Source organism: Candidatus Pantoea formicae, assembly GCF_011752625.1.
In the GTDB taxonomy this organism is placed as follows: domain Bacteria; phylum Pseudomonadota; class Gammaproteobacteria; order Enterobacterales; family Enterobacteriaceae; genus Pantoea; species Pantoea formicae.
In genome coordinates, this window is the sequence record NZ_VWXD01000002.1 from 801,960 (window position 1) to 817,086 (window position 15,127).

Annotated in this window: 18 protein-coding genes, 1 tRNA gene and 1 pseudogene; 1 reads left to right on the forward strand and 19 read right to left on the reverse strand. The window is 51.2% G+C overall.

The window, feature by feature from the left end:
* Positions 1-3 precede the first annotated feature (3 nt).
* The 10 genes from F3J38_RS08430 to F3J38_RS08475 all read right to left on the reverse strand — a co-directional run bounded on the left by F3J38_RS08430 (position 4) and on the right by F3J38_RS08475 (position 7,578).
* Positions 4-465, reverse strand: coding sequence for a DUF6130 family protein (locus tag F3J38_RS08430; protein ID WP_167136835.1), 462 nt, complete (start codon positions 463-465; stop codon positions 4-6).
* Between the two features lie 177 nt (positions 466-642).
* A complete protein-coding gene (locus F3J38_RS08435) occupies positions 643-1,047 on the reverse strand; it encodes a type II toxin-antitoxin system YafO family toxin (RefSeq protein ID WP_167136838.1) in 405 nt (134 codons plus the stop codon).
* On the reverse strand, positions 1,044-1,337 hold the full coding sequence (yafN, locus tag F3J38_RS08440) for a type I toxin-antitoxin system antitoxin YafN (RefSeq protein ID WP_167136841.1): 294 nt from the start codon (positions 1,335-1,337) through the stop codon (positions 1,044-1,046). Before yafN ends, F3J38_RS08435 begins: the two co-directional genes overlap by 4 nt.
* Before the next feature lie 126 nt (positions 1,338-1,463).
* On the reverse strand, positions 1,464-2,690 hold the full coding sequence (fucP, locus tag F3J38_RS08445) for an L-fucose:H+ symporter permease (RefSeq protein WP_167136844.1): 1,227 nt from the start codon (positions 2,688-2,690) through the stop codon (positions 1,464-1,466).
* 40 nt (positions 2,691-2,730) lie between these two features.
* The gene (locus tag F3J38_RS08450) at positions 2,731-3,081 is read right to left on the reverse strand and encodes an L-rhamnose mutarotase (protein WP_167136846.1); all 351 of its coding nucleotides are present in this window, start codon (positions 3,079-3,081) and stop codon (positions 2,731-2,733) included.
* Positions 3,078-3,854: an L-fucose dehydrogenase gene (locus tag F3J38_RS08455; protein ID WP_167136849.1), complete on the reverse strand. Its 777-nt coding sequence runs from the start codon at positions 3,852-3,854 to the stop codon at positions 3,078-3,080. Before F3J38_RS08455 ends, F3J38_RS08450 begins: the two co-directional genes overlap by 4 nt.
* Complete coding sequence (locus F3J38_RS08460; protein WP_167136852.1) at positions 3,832-4,689, reverse strand: amidohydrolase family protein; 858 nt, start codon at positions 4,687-4,689, stop codon at positions 3,832-3,834. The genes F3J38_RS08455 and F3J38_RS08460 overlap by 23 nt, the downstream gene beginning before the upstream one ends.
* Before the next feature lie 2 nt (positions 4,690-4,691).
* Positions 4,692-5,978: an L-fuconate dehydratase gene (locus F3J38_RS08465; protein ID WP_167136855.1), complete on the reverse strand. Its 1,287-nt coding sequence runs from the start codon at positions 5,976-5,978 to the stop codon at positions 4,692-4,694.
* Positions 5,975-6,823, reverse strand: a complete 849-nt coding sequence (locus F3J38_RS08470; protein ID WP_167136858.1) for a fumarylacetoacetate hydrolase family protein — start codon at positions 6,821-6,823, stop codon at positions 5,975-5,977. Before F3J38_RS08470 ends, F3J38_RS08465 begins: the two co-directional genes overlap by 4 nt.
* A gap of 14 nt (positions 6,824-6,837) precedes the next feature.
* Positions 6,838-7,578 (reverse strand): SDR family oxidoreductase, encoded by a 741-nt coding sequence (locus tag F3J38_RS08475; protein ID WP_167136861.1) that lies wholly within the window; start codon positions 7,576-7,578, stop codon positions 6,838-6,840.
* A gap of 195 nt (positions 7,579-7,773) precedes the next feature.
* Between F3J38_RS08475 and F3J38_RS08480 the strand changes: the two genes are divergently transcribed.
* On the forward strand, positions 7,774-8,526 hold the full coding sequence (locus F3J38_RS08480; protein WP_167136864.1) for a FadR/GntR family transcriptional regulator: 753 nt from the start codon (positions 7,774-7,776) through the stop codon (positions 8,524-8,526).
* Between the two features lie 114 nt (positions 8,527-8,640).
* On the opposite strand, the gene F3J38_RS08485 is transcribed toward F3J38_RS08480, so the two are convergent.
* From F3J38_RS08485 to F3J38_RS08525, 9 genes and pseudogenes are all read right to left on the reverse strand, one after another.
* On the reverse strand, positions 8,641-8,997 hold the full coding sequence (locus F3J38_RS08485) for a putative T6SS immunity periplasmic lipoprotein (protein ID WP_167136866.1): 357 nt from the start codon (positions 8,995-8,997) through the stop codon (positions 8,641-8,643).
* Positions 8,998-8,999: 2 nt separating this feature from the next.
* Positions 9,000-9,542: pseudogene (locus F3J38_RS28355) on the reverse strand (type IV secretion protein Rhs).
* Between the two features lie 500 nt (positions 9,543-10,042).
* Positions 10,043-10,118 (reverse strand) — tRNA-Thr (locus F3J38_RS08495).
* A 217-nt stretch (positions 10,119-10,335) separates the two neighbouring features.
* Positions 10,336-12,081 carry a putative phage tail protein gene (locus F3J38_RS08500; RefSeq protein WP_167137144.1) on the reverse strand — a complete coding sequence of 582 codons (1,746 nt, stop codon included), beginning with the start codon at positions 12,079-12,081 and terminating at the stop codon, positions 10,336-10,338.
* Positions 12,082-12,282: 201 nt separating this feature from the next.
* A complete protein-coding gene (locus tag F3J38_RS08505) occupies positions 12,283-12,576 on the reverse strand; it encodes a hypothetical protein (protein ID WP_167136869.1) in 294 nt (97 codons plus the stop codon).
* The gene (locus F3J38_RS08510; protein ID WP_205298193.1) at positions 12,573-12,917 is read right to left on the reverse strand and encodes a DUF7940 domain-containing protein; all 345 of its coding nucleotides are present in this window, start codon (positions 12,915-12,917) and stop codon (positions 12,573-12,575) included. Before F3J38_RS08510 ends, F3J38_RS08505 begins: the two co-directional genes overlap by 4 nt.
* Positions 12,918-12,919: 2 nt before the next feature.
* Positions 12,920-13,387 carry a glycoside hydrolase family protein gene (locus tag F3J38_RS08515; protein WP_084936970.1) on the reverse strand — a complete coding sequence of 156 codons (468 nt, stop codon included), beginning with the start codon at positions 13,385-13,387 and terminating at the stop codon, positions 12,920-12,922.
* A gap of 174 nt (positions 13,388-13,561) precedes the next feature.
* Positions 13,562-13,840 carry a transcriptional antitermination N peptide gene (locus F3J38_RS08520; protein WP_167136875.1) on the reverse strand — a complete coding sequence of 93 codons (279 nt, stop codon included), beginning with the start codon at positions 13,838-13,840 and terminating at the stop codon, positions 13,562-13,564.
* A gap of 413 nt (positions 13,841-14,253) precedes the next feature.
* Entirely contained in the window at positions 14,254-14,985 is a 732-nt protein-coding gene (locus F3J38_RS08525; RefSeq protein ID WP_167136877.1) for a S24 family peptidase, read from the reverse strand.
* Between the last annotated feature and the right edge of the window lie 142 nt (positions 14,986-15,127).

Consider the following 15,127-nt stretch of genomic DNA (forward strand, 5'->3'; position numbering starts at 1 on the left):
TAATCAATGATGTGCAGCTTGCGCAGGCACGATAAAGTTAATGGTTTTACTTTCGATAGGCTTGTGCGTTGGATCGGCGAGGATAATCGTCACCTTGTGCGGCCCTGCGGGCAGTCCAACCAAAATAATCGGTTCACCGCTGGTATCCGCCCAATGCCACGGGTTGTTATCAACGATCACGTGAATATGGCCGATGCGAGGTGTCACCTTCAGCGCCTCGGGGCCGAAAACCGGCTCAATGCGCAGGTTTTCAGCGCGATATTGAATGAACACCGCCCCCTTGCGCAGCGGACCCGCTAACGGCGCGTCAACAATCAATTTTGCTGGTGGCTGTGGATTTTCCAGTGGGGCAACAGCGGCAGGCCCCAAGACTTCTGCGGCACTTAAATCCCCCAGACGCTCTGCCCACGCACAGGTGGCGGATGCGCCCATCAGTAACGATGAAATCAGCACTCTGGTGAACATGGTGTTGTCTCCTCAGACAGGGTTGATGTGTATAGAAGACCACGCCAATGTATAGGCGATGTTTGCAGAACAACGGGTTATGCAACGGGATGTATGTGTGTAGCGGGGAGATACAGTGAGATACAAAAAGGTGACAAGAATGAGAATGACACAGGAGAATGAGTGTTTTTATCTCAATTAATATTTCATCCTGAACGCTTCAGCCATCATGCCAATCTTGTGCATGTTATTGTTGTTACGTGCCATTTTATGTGCTTCCGGCTTTAGGATGATGATCAACAGATAGGCACTCATATCGATTGCGCCCTGGCAATAGACGAGATGAGCTTGATCGCTGGTTCGCTTAAATTGACGTAAAAAATGAGGAAAGGGGAAATGGCTATCGGCAAGGTGGATGTGAGCCACGCATTCTTGTTTGACTAGAGGGTAGGTACGGTCATCATCATAGGGTGCATCCCGACCAAAAGTATCTGGCAACACACCATCCTGTTTATAGGAACGAAAATCTTCTGATAAATCATCAAGCTCTTGGTGGCTCAACTGCTCTCTAATGATTGATGATTTGAATATCCTTATGCTCATTCCTTGAACTCAGTGAGATCCTTGTCGTCGAGGTCGTGAAGTAGTCTCTGCCCATCTTCAGCAATGGTGCGTAAACGTTCAGCCGTAGGTCTAAAGCGCGCTGTGGTATGTAAACGGCCTTGCTTCTCTTCTAATAGATCAATCAACTCCTCAAAAACCTTAGCGCTGACCATGTACCCAGCAGGTCGATTGTTTGAAAGTACGGCAACCGGCTCATCGATAAAATACTTGGCAGGGTTTTTTCTCAACTCTGTGATGTTAATTGATTTTTCTGCAAGAATGCGTTCCATTTTTCACTCCTGATACATGAGAAAGTACATCTTAATGTACTCATTAATATACATCAAAAGTAATATTAAAAAAGTTGCCCAAGAGACATCTCAGGCAACTCAAACTGAGAGAGGAAAAGGAGAAGTTTACTGACTCTTACGCTGGCTTAGCGCATAAAACAGCACCACCGCAAAGCAAACCAGTGGCAGGCCATATGCCAGTGCGGTGCTGGAGGTATCCGAAATGCGCCCCATGAACCACGGCATGATCGCCCCGCCCACAATCGCCATAATCATAAAGGAGCTGGCTTGCTTGGTGGCCGGCCCCAGGTTCTTCACACCCATGGCAAAAATGGTGGGAAACATCGTCGACATAAAGAAGAAGATGGCCACCAAGGCGATGACTGAAATATCGCCCATGCCCAGCATCACCACCGCGCAAAGCACAATATTAATCAGCGCATAGGCTGCCAGAATTAATGCCGGTGAAATGCGGCCCATTAGCCAGGTAGAGAAGAATCGTCCCAGCATGAAACACACCATGCCCACCGACAACATATATGCCGCACTCTGATTGGTTACACCCTGCCAGTGCTCGGTTGTGTAGTTAATAAAGAAGGCACCGACACCCACCTGCGCGGCCACATAAAAGAATTGCGCGATAACACCGCCGACAAAATGTTTATGCTGCCATAACGTTTGACCAGAATGTCTTGGGCTCACCTCTTCAGCTTCGCGAATATCCGGCAATGCCGTGCGTTTAAATAGCAGTGCGATGCCGATGACCACACAGGCAATAACCACATAGGTGATTTTAACGGTACTTTGCGCCTCATCTGCGCTGGCATGGCTGAAAAAAAGCGTGCCGCCGATCATCGGTCCCACAAATTGGCCGAGACCGTTAAAAGATTGCGCCAGATTCAGGCGTCGCTCAGCCCCTCGAGCGTCACCCAGGACCGTGGCATAAGGATTGGCAGCCGTTTCCAGACACCCTAATCCGCATGCCAGCACAAACAACGCAAACAAAAACATCATGAAATTATTGACCATAGCTGCTGGCACAAACAATAAAGCGCCAATCGCATACAGTGCCAACCCGGCCAAAATTCCGGCTTTATATCCATGTCGACTCATAAAATAGCCAGCAGGCATGGCAACCAAAAAATAAGCACCAAAATAGGCACCTTGTAATAACCCTGACTGCGCTTTCGTCACGTGCAGCGTTTCCTGAAAATGCTTATTTAGGACATCCAACAGGCCATAAGACACGCCCCACATAAAAAACAGCGTGGTGATGAGCATAAATGCCCAACGCAGGCTAATAGCGCCCCCGACACCGACATTATTCGGCGTCCCGACTTGTTCTGTAGACATGGTTATATCCTCGTAGCGTACTGTAGGTAAGAGTTGTTATTTATTGGTCGTGCAAAGAGAATATTCGCTCCATCGCCACCCATTTTTCGCCTGCGGGTGTCCAGGGTGTAGGTTGTTGAAATTGCCACATCAACGCCTCCCAGCGTTGAATATTGGGATCACGCAGCGAAGCCTCGGCAAATTTCGCTGCATCAAACTGTTGATTCACCTCCATCACCATAAAGAGACGGTTACCCAGACGATAAATCTCCATGTTCACTACACCGTGGTGACGCAGATGCGTGGCGACTTCCGGCCATATCTGCTGATGTAGCCGCTGGTATTCCGCGATTTTTTCCGGCGAATCGACAAAGTCCAACGCCAGATAATGAAACTGCGTAGCGCCGCTCATGACAGCGCCCGATCAAGATGAAGATAGCCACCATCCACACTCAGCCATTCGCCCGTCGTATGGGATGCCCGCGCAGACAGCAAGAACACCACGGTGTTCGCGATCTCTTCGGGTGTGGTCATTCGTTGGCCGAGCGGAATGCGTTGGGTGATGTTGTTAAGTGCCTGCTCAGGCTCCTGAAAAGTGGCAATCCAGCGTTCATAAAGGGGCGTCATCACTTCGGCAGGCACCACTGCATTAACCCGGACTCCACTCGCCCGCAGCGAAACCGCCCATTCCCGCGTCAGCGAGAGAATCGCGCCTTTTGCGGCACAATATCCACTGGTGCCCCCCTGCCCGCTCAGCGCCGTTTTTGAGGCGATATTCACGATGGCCCCTCGGCTGCTTTCTAACGCCTGTTGGCAGAAGTGTGTCATCTGATAATAGTGAATCAGGTTTTTTTCTAGAGAGGCGACAAAAGCCGAACGTCCCGCCTCTAATCCCACACCATCATTCACACCCGCGTTATTCACCAAACCATCAATGCGGCCAAATTGTTGCAGTACTGTCTCTACCGCGTGCCGACAATTCTCTTCATCACACAGATCGACAATCACCGTTTCGGCTTTAGGCTGCCGTTGGCGTAAGCTTGATAACCAGATTTCGTCGGGTTGAGCATTAGTGACCATCACCGGAATAGCACCTTCTTCGGCCAGTAAAGATGAAATGGCCGCACCGATGCCCGATCCGCCACCTGTCACGATGATGACTTTATCCTGTAAAAACAGATTCATGTTTTTCTCCCAAAAGCTGATAGACCTGCGCAGCGGTATTTCCCCAGATGTTGGCCTGTTCATCCGGTGACAACATTTCAATGGCCTGATGGGTAAGTTGAGCGACCTCGTGATACTCCGCAGCCAGCAGGCAAACCGGCCAGTCAGAACCAAACATCAGGCGTTGTGGGCCAAATCGCGCAAGCGCTTCCTCAATAAAAGGGCGCAGTTGCTCGGCTTGCCACTGCCCCTGTGGCACTTCTGTCACCAAACCTGATAGCTTGCACACCACGTGCGGCATCGCCGCCAACTCGGCAATCTGCGCCCCCCAAGCTTGAGCGCCCTGGCTGATATCCGGCTTGCCCAGATGATCAAGTACCAGCCAGTGGTGATCATGCTGTGCCGCAAACGCGGTTAAGGCAGGCAGATGGCGCCAGGTCACCAGCATGTCCCAGACATAGTGCTGTTGCTGTAACAGAGCGATTCCGGCTGACACCGAGGGTTGTTGCAGCCAGGCGGCGGGATCGCGCTCATCCTGCACCTGGTGGCGAAACCCTCGCAGCAGCGGATGTTGCACGGCGTTCAACCGCGCAGGGAGATCGCTGGCCGTGATATCGATCCATCCGACGACCGCATGCTCCCCTTCAGATTCCGTTGCCCATTGCAGCAATTGTGTTGTTTCTTCATCGCACTGCCGCGCCTGTACAGTGATCGATCCCTGTAATTGCTGTCTGTCCAGCAAAAGGGACAGATCCTCGGGAAGATAATCGCGCTGCAATCTCCCCATTTCGCTGCTCATCCAGGGATAATCTTTTGCGCGATAGCGCCATAAATGCTGATGTGCATCGATTCGCACCCTTAAACTCCTTGCGCGCGATAGCGATATTTATCCAGCGAGGCGGGGAACATCTCGATGGAAAACCCCGGAGCCTTTGGCGGCAGATACGCGGCTCCGCGGATCTCACAAGGGTGCAGGAAGTGTTCATGTAAGTGATCGACATACTCAATCACCCTGCCTTCATGGGTACCCGCAATACAGACGAAATCAATCATCGAAAGATGCTGAACGTATTCACACAGTCCAACGCCTCCAGCATGTGGACATACCGGTAATTGGTATTTAGCCGCCATCAGCATCACCGCCAGCACTTCATTGACACCGCCTAAACGACAGGCATCGATCTGCACGACATCGATCGCTTCGCGCATGATGAACTGCTTGAAAACAATGCGGTTCTGACACATCTCACCGGTTGCCACCTTAATGGGCGCAACGCCCTGACGAATCTTGCGATGCCCTTCCACATCATCGGGACTGGTCGGTTCCTCGATAAACCAAGGCTTAGCAAATGCCAGTTGCTGTACCCAATTTACCGCATCCTTCACCTCCCACACCTGGTTGGCATCAATCATCAAATGACGATCCGGCCCCAGGACTTCTCGTGCGATCCTGACGCGACGTTTGTCATCCTCCAGATCACGCCCGACTTTCAGCTTGATATGCGAGAACCCCGCATCGACAGCCTGCTGACAGAGTCGACGCAGCTTTTCATCGTCATAGCCTAGCCAGCCAGCTGAAGTGGTGTAGCACGGATAACCTTCCTGTTCTAACTGCTGAATACGTTGTGCTTTACCCTCGGCTTGGGCAGTCAGTAACGCCAGTGCTTCGTCAGGCGTGATGCAGTCAGTGAGGTAGCGGAAGTCGATACAACGCACCAATTCCTCTGGCGACATATCCGCCACCAGCCGCCACAGCGGTTTTTCCTGCGATTTTGCCCACAAATCCCAAATCGCATTCACCACCGCCCCCGTGGCGAGATGGATGGCGCCTTTGTCTGGCCCGATCCAGCGCAATTGGCTATCACTGGTGATGTCACGCCAGAATTGCCCCATATCAGCAGTGATAGTTTCCAGTTGGCGACCCACGATCAAATGCTCCAGCGCACGGATAGCGGCACAGCAGATTTCATTGCCGCGACCGATGGTGAACGTCAAACCGTGACCGCTGATCGCGGCATTATCCGTCTCAATAATCACATAAGCAGCGGAGTAGTCAGGATCGGGGTTCATCGCATCCGATCCATCCAAATGCGCTGAGGTAGGAAAACGAATGTCTTCAACTCGCATAGCCGTCAGTTTGGTCATTGTGCTGAGCCCTCGGTGATTTGACGCTGCTCACCCAAGCCAGCAATGCCCAAGGTGATCGTTTGTCCTGGCCGCAAATAAACCGGAGGTTTTTGTCCCATCCCTACGCCCGGTGGCGTGCCGGTGGAGATCACATCTCCGGGTTGCAGGCTCATAAACTGGCTGAGGTAGCTAATAATGTGAGCGACAGAAAAAATCATGGTGCGGGTGTTACCGTTTTGATAACGCTTGCCATCGACTTCGAGCCATAAATCCAACTGCTGCGGATCCGCAATTTCATCCGCCGTGACTAGCCAGGGACCGATAGGGCCAAAAGTGTCACACCCTTTGCCTTTGTCCCACGTGCCGCCTCGTTCAATTTGATATTCTCGCTCGGAGACGTCGTTAACCACGCAGTAGCCTGCAACATGAGAAAGCGCATCCTCTTCACGGATGTAGCTACCGCCTTTGCCGATCACCACACCCAGTTCAACTTCCCAATCGGTTTTCACTGAACCTCGAGGAATGCGCACGGCATCATTGGGTCCCACTACTGCGCTGGTCCATTTGCTAAAGACCACCGGCTCTTTGGGTATGTCGGCACCGGTTTCTGCGGCGTGGTCGGCGTAGTTCAGGCCAATACAGATAAATTTGCCAATGTGCCCCACGCAAGCGCCAATACGAGGTTGTCCGGATATTTTTGGCAGCTCGTGAACGGCCAAATGACGTAACTTGTCTAGCGAGGCAGGCAATAATTGATCCCCTGCGATGTCATCGATGTATTGCGACAAATCACGCAGTTGCCCCTGCTCATCAACCATCGCCGGACGTTCTTTACCCACTTCACCCACGCGAACTAATTTCATTTACGACTCCTTAGTTAATTGCTCCAACCGCCATCAATAACCTGTGCTGTGCCGGTGGTGTAGTTGCTGGCATCAGAGGCAAGATAAGCGGCGAGATAAGCGATCTCTTCTGCCGTGCCGATGCGTCCAATCGGTTGGCGTGCGACAAAAGCCGCATAGACCTCATCTACGCTTTTGCCTTCGGCTTTTGCCTGGGTGGCAATACGCTGGCGCAGCGAGGGCGAATCCACCGTGCCAGGGCAGATCGCATTGCAACGAATGCCGTCGGCAATAAAATCGGCTGCAACGGAACGCGTCAAGCCAATCACCGCCGCTTTGGTGGCGCTGTAAGCAAACCGATTCGCCACCCCTTTCACGCTGGAGGCCACGGAAGACATATTGATAATGGAACCTTTTTTCTGAGCGAGCATGCCGGGCAAAAACGCCTGGATCATGTGAAACATCGCGCTGACATTGAGGTCGAGCGCGAACTGCCACTCCTGCTCAGTGCAAGCCAGTAGATTGCCGCTGTGTACCACACCTGCACAGTTAAACAAGACATCCACCGGCCCCAGTTCTTCCACCGCTGCGCGAATGGCCTCTCGGTCAGTGACATCCAGCCGATAAGGCGTGACGTTCTGCAGATCCTGTAAGGCCGTGATATTGATATCGCTCCCCACGACACTCGCCCCCTGCTCGGCAAAATAGCGTGCGCTGGCAAGACCAATTCCTTGCCCGGCAGCGGTGATCAACACACGTTTTCCGTGTAAATTCATTGCATCCTCTCTGGTATAAAGATCTAATGGTCAGGCCATTAAAAGCGAAGTTTTTAGCGTTCTTTCCTAACAATTAGCGCTGGTCACTTCATCGCTGGCGTATTACTTTTTATTGACAAACACGTAACACTGACAAGTTTGTTGATGTTTTTTTGTGCATCGGGTCACTTAATTTATTCAACAGGTAGCTGTAACATGCCCATAAAAAAGATGGAAAACCCAAGGCTTTACAGACAGATAGCCGACCAGTTAATTAAATTGATCGATAACAACGAATTTCCACCGGGCAGTCGCCTGCCTGCCGAGCGTGATTTGGCTGAACAACTACAGGTTAGCCGAGCGTCGGTACGAGAGGCACTGATTGCGCTCGAAGTGATTGGTCTAGTCGATGTGAAAGTGGGTAATGGCGTGATTGTAAAGGCGCGCTCGGGTTCACAAGAGCCAGTGATGGTGCAGGCCGGCCGAGATCAATGGAACGAACCTGATGATGAGTTAGGTATCAAGCTGGACTTTTCCACTGAGCTACCGCCATTTTCACTGTTGCAGGCGCGTCGGCTGATTGAGCCAGAAGCCGCTGCCCTAGCCGCGATTCATGCCAGCCAGCAAGAACTGGAGCATATTCGCGAAGCCTATCAGCAGAACTGCGCTGACAACCTTGCCCAATCGCGCACCCATCCCGGCGACCGTTTGTTCCATATTCGTATCGCGCAGGCCAGCGGCAACCCTGCCTACGGTTTTATCATTGGTCACCTGCTGGGTCACCGCTATGGCAGCATGTTTAAAATGCTGCAGGCCCATTACACCCCAAGTGATATGCCAGATGTGTCGGAGCATGAGCACCTTGCGATTTTAACAGCGCTTGAAAAGCGGGATGCCAAAGCGGCGCGGGCAGCGATGAAAGCCCACATTGATCGCGTGATCGCGACGTTTGAACGGGTACAGGAGTAGGAAAGGAAAAACTAATATGCGCATCCGTGTTCCGGCGATGAACGGTAACCAACTTAAAGCCTTGCTTAATTAACTACATGCTTTGAAGTGAAACATAGGGGGCAGAATACCCCCTTATTCTTTAGGATACGAAAATTCAGCAACGACTAAATGTGATACTGACTTATCAGATTGGACGTCATACGCGAAGTTATACCGCTTTCCAGATGCAAACTTAAATCCAAATACAGGAAGACACTCCCCCTTCGGTACATAAACTGGCTTGTCATCGAAAATTTTGTAAAGAGAGTTGCTAGTATCGCTGTTGATTTGGATAGCAGTGATCCGTTCCTGTGGCTCCAGTGGTGACATCACACAAACCTGATTATCTTTGATTAATGCCGTTGTAGATTCTCGCCCCACCATTCGATCACCATGCCCGGGGCATCCAGTTAAGAGAAATACGCCCCCGAGCAGCATTATGTTTTTCATATCTAACGCCCCTTCCCTGTTACGATTTTCTGGTAAAGCGATGGGATATCCTGCAACATATCTACTCCCCTGTACATTCCCATGCGCCCTGGTCTTTGATAGTAAGACCACTTATTGATCCCATAAACCAGCAGCAACCAGTAATCAGCCAAAATAGAGGCTTGCTGTTCAAGAGAATAGTCAGTGAGCTTTTCTTTATCCAGTCTATAGGTATATTAAGCAGCCCAGCTAAATGCGCCCCGCATTCTCACCCACTGTCCGTGTTGATGTTGCCACACATGCCCCAGTTCATGGATGAAAATATATTTATCTTCGACGAAAACCGAGTTTGCAGAAAAGTCTTCCTTATACATCGGCTTTCTGTACCATAACTCCCCATTGGGAGTCATCGCATAGTTTCTTTTTTGTAGGCCGAATGGTAAATAGCTGTCGCAATGAATCCAGACACGGCTATAGACTATCGAATCACCGAACACCCTGCGAGCCATTGCAATCTCACCTGACGTCACCCGGCGTAATGTTCCTTCCTCTGCCTGTGCACTCATAAACCCTCCTCCTTGTATGATTTATCTACATCGTAAATTCATAAGTCGAAATAGTCTATACGCGAACATTAGCCATTAATTAAACAAAGTGACGTTGCATCTTGGCTTTTGACATAATATCACCTCAGCTGAATCTGCCAGAGCTCAACGTACAGCAGAGAAGCATTACAATGAAAGTTACAATGATGTAGATATTACCAACATTACGCCTGTTTATTCTCTGCAACGTCATCTCGACGTGTAACTTCATTGAGCGACCGAATCGCTAAGGGTTCGAGTGATATGTTTAGAGAGTCCAGCAACTCTTTCAGCTTCAAGGGATGGGATAATTTCTAATGCTGTTCGGGCTTAAGCCTGGTAATTACCCGCCAGAATGTTGTGCAATACTTGAACCGATACAACGCAAAGGTGTTGATCAGTGCTAACAGCCGTTAGAACATAAATTTTAAACCGTCAGATAAATAAGCTAAATAATGATTTTTTACGGGGTTTTCTATTAATGGTGCCGGAAATAGGAATCGAACCTACGACCTTCGCGTTACGAGTGCGCTGCTCTACCAACTGAGCTATACCGGCATGAGGGTGGGAACTGCGAGGAAATACCTTAGGAAAATCGGCCAGATGAGTCAAGATTGTGCCGATGGGATGGAAATGGAAATCGCATTCACTGATAAAACGGTGTGATTTAACAGCAAATTTATTTTACCTAAACTTCATAAAGTTAGATGGCTGAATCGGTGCTGTTTAGCGGAATAAAAAGGGCGAGGCCTGCGCCTCGCCAAAGGTACTGGCCTCAATCGTAATAGGGAAGTTTACGATCTACACCGTTGATATTGACCAGCACAAAACCTGTCGGCGCGGCGGCATTGGTGGGCGTGCCGGCGGCGGAAGCTAACGTCAACACGCCCTTCTCATTCGCACCAATCCCTGCCAGGCCATTATGCATACCGAAACGCGCTGCCGGTTTGTAAGGTCCCAGTGTGGTGGTATCGGTCACCACCGAAAAATCAGACTGGAACAGTGAGCAAGAGCCGGTATCGAAGCGCGTTGGGCCGGTGCACTTCAGGTTCAGCATGGTATCGCCACTGTTGGCTTTCAGCTTCACCCACACCACGGCATACGTGGTGCCCACACGGTTGTAACGGATATCCAGGATTGCGGGCTGCCCCATATGAAAGGCATCTGCCCACACGGTTTCGAGCCGTTGCAGGTTGATCCAGGTTTTGCCGCTACTGGCGACGTTGACCGGTGTCCCGGCCGTTCCCGTTGGCTGGGTGGCATCGGCCTTGCCAATAAACTCCATCACCCACTGCTGGTTGGCATTGGGGAAGAACAGCTGACCAAGGCGATACCAGTTATCGGTTGAGGTGTTATTGGTGACTTTATAGCCGCTGTAGTAACCGGCCCGTAACGAACCCGTGAGGAAACTCCCGAAACTTTCGTCGCGACGATAGCCATATTCGAAGGTCGAGAGCCATTTACCCGCCACCAAGTCATTCGACACTTTACTGCCAGACTGCACGTTGATTTGTCGCATCGTTACGCGGGCATTATTGAGGTTGAAAGGATTAAGACAATCCTCAACGTTGAGCGTATCAATGGTCCAGCCACCATCTGAGAGATCGCCCGGATTGCGCGTGTGTTCAATCCATACGTTGCGCAAAATACCCTGAGTACAACGTGGGATATACAGCGTGGCATCGCCATAGCCGGTCTGGAAGTTACAGTTACAGATCTCTATCGCCGTGGAGTGGTCCCAAGCACCATTTGGCGAGTTAGACCAGCCTACGTCAAACACGCGTGCATAGGTGTAGAGGGTATAAATCTGGTCAAATTTGGTGTCGAGGGTATCCAGCAGCTTAATCACCGTACCGCCATTATTCTGCGCGCGGAAACAGTAGATATTGACAGTGGTGCCTTCGATACAGGTATTTTCGAAGAACGGCTGTACGTTGCTGCACATCGCAGCGGTGATGGTGCCTTTGTTGGTGGTGATATCGGCGGATGCCTGACCGTTCCACGCAATGCCGCGAATCGAGGTACGGCGCGCCTTCACCTTAAATACCGGGTTAGCGCTCTTGTCCGAGATAATCGTGGTACGAGGCAGCGAGCCCAGCTCAACGTCGTCACCCTGCAGGCCAAAGAAGGCGTTGTCAGTTGCACTAATGTCGATAGGGCTGATTAAAAATTTACCGCCAGGAAAACGAATCGGCAGATCTTTGATGTTAGCACTGTAATTTTGCGTCCAGGTCAGCATCCGATTGACGGCGTCGGTGTCATTCGCATAACCATCCCCTTTCGCACCAAAGTGGTAGACGTTGATATCGGAAGGATCGTTAATTACGCGTTTCCAGTAGAAACCGTTCCCTACCGCTAAGGTACCGCCGTCATCAGTGGCAGTGGTGGTGCCAATAAAACCGGTAAAATCCCCGCCGCCATGGAAGGTGGAGTCCGCGTTGTAGCGGCGTAAAAACGCCAAATCGCCGTTTTTGGTGGGTGTAGTGGTACGCAGTTCAGCATAAGAGTTAACTTCGATCATCATAGCCTCCTCGGCCTTTTCAGGTTTGCAAGATAAGTGAGGGAACAGCCTTAGTGCGCCGCTTGGCCGCAGTGCTGATCCCAGAGATCGTTGTGATTGTTGATGGCGCGCACGGTTCGAATGTCCATGCGTTCGGCGTCATTGCCGTGGGTATAAATCGGGGAAAACAGAGTGCACGCAGAGTCGATAACGACGGGGGGATTAGGGTTGGTTGTATTTCGAGTGCTGCAACTTGTCACGAGCAGCATCGTCATCAAGGTTAAGGTTGCTGGTTTCCACACGTTTGGCCTCCTCGCGTAGCTGTTGCTGCTGCTGATTGACCGCCACTGCCTGCGCCGCGGTTTTTTCAGCGTTTTCAACATCGCTTTTGGATTTTTGCTGCACCTTGCCGATCTTTTTGCCGCCAAAATAGCTGGCGACAAGCGCCGCGATCACACCAGCCAGTGCAGCCAGCCAGTGCCAACTGCCGCCGAGTAGCGTGGTAAGAAAAGTCATGGTTTCTCCTCCAGCGTTTTACGTTGATCGATGAGGTTTTTCTGGCGGACAAACTGCGCGAGCACGCCCATCGCCACCATAAAGGCGCCAATTAACCCCAGATAGTTGTGAGGCAAAATGTCTTTGACGTCTTGAGGGAGTGCGTTCCAGGCATCCAGTGCCGATGAAGGGAAAGATTGCGCCCAGGCGCTAAGCATCGAACCTAAGGATGCCAGCCATACTGACCAGGTTTTGAACAGCAGCCGCGCATGCTTCACAAATTCCAGGGTGGTAAAGCGTTGAAGTAACAGCAATACGATGACCGCCGTGAGCACAGCGACAAGGAAAACCATCCATTTCATGTTCATAACAGCCCCCGATAGATGTCGTAGGTGCCGCTGCGCATCACTTCAGCATGACGCCGGGCACGGCCTGGTGTCTGGCGTGCCCATAAGCTATCGAGCATCGCGTTGGCTGCCCCATTGAAATCGCCTTGGGTAATCGCCGTTAACATGCCGCGGAACAGTGCTAGCCCATCCACGCCCAACTGGTACGCCATGCTGATCAGCACATCACAACGCGGCTCACTGCATTTGCTCAGCGCTTGCTGCACTAACGCACGCTGGTTCATTTCCAGCACTTTGTTTTCAACGATGCACTGCTTCCATACATCCCCCACCCGTCGCGGGACCTGGAAGATATAGTTGCTGAGTGACGCGCCTTTTGGCCCAATGCGGATACCGCCTGCTACTGTGGGAAAGCCCTGCGTATCAAGGTAGGGCGCCTCACGATAACCCTCTTCAAAATTCAAAATGGCAATAATCTGGCTCATAGCAAGTCCTCTTCGACGGGCACAGCGACTTGAAAGCGCTGTGCAAAAACATAAATCTCACTGATCTTTTGCTGGTTGAAGCGCAACGCTAACAAAGCGGAACGCTCAAGAAGTGCTAAACAGTGAGCAATATTCAGGTGTTCCGTTTAAAGCTGGGGAAATGACGCCAAGGATTTAGCGCACGGCATAGAGATGAACATGGGGCAAACAGCAGTTATCAAAGCTCGCACTCTCGGATGGCGTCCGCGCTGGGGCCATCACCGCATTGTCAGCGCGCGAGTGTGTCTGGCGCTGACAGATGCGTTCAGCGGTGCGCATCGTGACACAATCGGGATCGAGACCTAGCGCGCTGTCGATACTGCGTTTTAGACGGCTGAGAGGCTGACGGCGTCGGTGACGTCGAGTGCGCGCATTGCCGCTGAAGACTGACTTGCCATACTGGATAATCGCCATAACTCCTCCTGTAAATGAGTCTTTGGCGATGGGGTGGCGGGCACGGCGTTTCGGCTGAAGCCGAAGCGTCCGTTTATCCGCTGATAACACTCGTCATCAACTCACCCGGCGGCAATCGCGGCCAGGTAAAAGCAGAGGAGAATGAAATCAGACGAGAACTGACGACGCTGCAAAGTGCGTATCCACCCCATCCCAAAGTTCACTGACTTTGGTTGGTAGGTATCGCGCTTGTGCAGCGCCTCAATTGTTTAAGAGCGGGCTCATCCGAGAGCAGTGATGTCGTCCTTCCATGCTCAAATTATTAACAGGTTCTAATGCATTGGCAAACACCAACAGTTAATTTTTTATTTACCATCAGTTAAATTTATGATTTCAGCTGGATTATTTTTTTGCCTGCCAATGGCAAGATGTGATCAACCTAAAATCTGGTAATCGCGCGCCTGACTCATAATGACGCGCGCAACCACCTGCAGCGAAGCGGCTTCATCCTTTGTCAGATACCAGGTCTCATACCGCTTGTTGTCCGAGATCACCGCGACCTTCTTATGCTGCAGCTGCAACCGTTTGAGATAGAGCTGATCGTCCAGCGTAAACAGGTAGATACCGTCACCATCGAAGCGCTGTACGCTGATATCCACAAACAACTGGTCGCGTGGGGCAAACGTCCCCGCCATTGAATCATTGTTCAGCGCGATCAGCCGGATGTTCTCTGCTGTTCTGCCGTTAAACAGCACACGGGCTTCATCCAGCCCAAACTCAATTGCCTGAATCGTCTCGACCAGATCATCGCGCGCAGCGATGCCTTGGGCGCTACGCTGCCCAATATCCAGACTCTCGACGCGAAACATATGTTTTGGGTCTATGAGCGGGGATGCTTCAATCACGACATGCGGTTTTTCCATGCCGAACTGCAGCCATTCCACACGCACATCCAGTAACTGGCTGAGCGCCAGCAAGTTGCTATCATCTGGAATGGATTGTGCGTTAAACCATTTCCAGACCCCCGGTGTTGAGATCCTGCATCCCCTTTGCTGCAGTGCTTGTGCAACCTGTTTGTTCCGTCCGTGTCCGACAATTCCCGCGCTGTCACACGCGGCAATCAGCCTGGCAGTAAAAGCTTGTCTCGTACTCTCTTTTTTAACCATCAGTTAATAATCTGCCATCAGTAAAAGACTGAATGTTATTTTCGTTTTTGCTACCAGTTCATTTTATATTACCGTCAGTTTACTACCCAACCGCTTTTATCAATGAAGCTGGATAATCATTATCCCCTATGGCGTGATGGAA

Coding starts and splice junctions, on each gene's coding strand:
- F3J38_RS08430 (WP_167136835.1), bottom strand. CDS start 465: ATGTTCACCAGAGTGCTGATTTCATCGTTACTGATGGGCGCATCCGCC.
- F3J38_RS08435 (WP_167136838.1), bottom strand. CDS start 1,047: ATGAGCATAAGGATATTCAAATCATCAATCATTAGAGAGCAGTTGAGC.
- yafN (WP_167136841.1), bottom strand. CDS start 1,337: ATGGAACGCATTCTTGCAGAAAAATCAATTAACATCACAGAGTTGAGA.
- fucP (WP_167136844.1), bottom strand. CDS start 2,690: ATGTCTACAGAACAAGTCGGGACGCCGAATAATGTCGGTGTCGGGGGC.
- F3J38_RS08450 (WP_167136846.1), bottom strand. CDS start 3,081: ATGAGCGGCGCTACGCAGTTTCATTATCTGGCGTTGGACTTTGTCGAT.
- F3J38_RS08455 (WP_167136849.1), bottom strand. CDS start 3,854: ATGAATCTGTTTTTACAGGATAAAGTCATCATCGTGACAGGTGGCGGA.
- F3J38_RS08465 (WP_167136855.1), bottom strand. CDS start 5,978: ATGACCAAACTGACGGCTATGCGAGTTGAAGACATTCGTTTTCCTACC.
- F3J38_RS08470 (WP_167136858.1), bottom strand. CDS start 6,823: ATGAAATTAGTTCGCGTGGGTGAAGTGGGTAAAGAACGTCCGGCGATG.
- F3J38_RS08475 (WP_167136861.1), bottom strand. CDS start 7,578: ATGAATTTACACGGAAAACGTGTGTTGATCACCGCTGCCGGGCAAGGA.
- F3J38_RS08480 (WP_167136864.1), top strand. CDS start 7,774: ATGCCCATAAAAAAGATGGAAAACCCAAGGCTTTACAGACAGATAGCC.
- F3J38_RS08485 (WP_167136866.1), bottom strand. CDS start 8,997: ATGAAAAACATAATGCTGCTCGGGGGCGTATTTCTCTTAACTGGATGC.
- F3J38_RS08500 (WP_167137144.1), bottom strand. CDS start 12,081: ATGATCGAAGTTAACTCTTATGCTGAACTGCGTACCACTACACCCACC.
- F3J38_RS08505 (WP_167136869.1), bottom strand. CDS start 12,576: ATGACTTTTCTTACCACGCTACTCGGCGGCAGTTGGCACTGGCTGGCT.
- F3J38_RS08510 (WP_205298193.1), bottom strand. CDS start 12,917: ATGAAATGGATGGTTTTCCTTGTCGCTGTGCTCACGGCGGTCATCGTA.
- F3J38_RS08515 (WP_084936970.1), bottom strand. CDS start 13,387: ATGAGCCAGATTATTGCCATTTTGAATTTTGAAGAGGGTTATCGTGAG.
- F3J38_RS08520 (WP_167136875.1), bottom strand. CDS start 13,840: ATGGCGATTATCCAGTATGGCAAGTCAGTCTTCAGCGGCAATGCGCGC.
- F3J38_RS08525 (WP_167136877.1), bottom strand. CDS start 14,985: ATGGTTAAAAAAGAGAGTACGAGACAAGCTTTTACTGCCAGGCTGATT.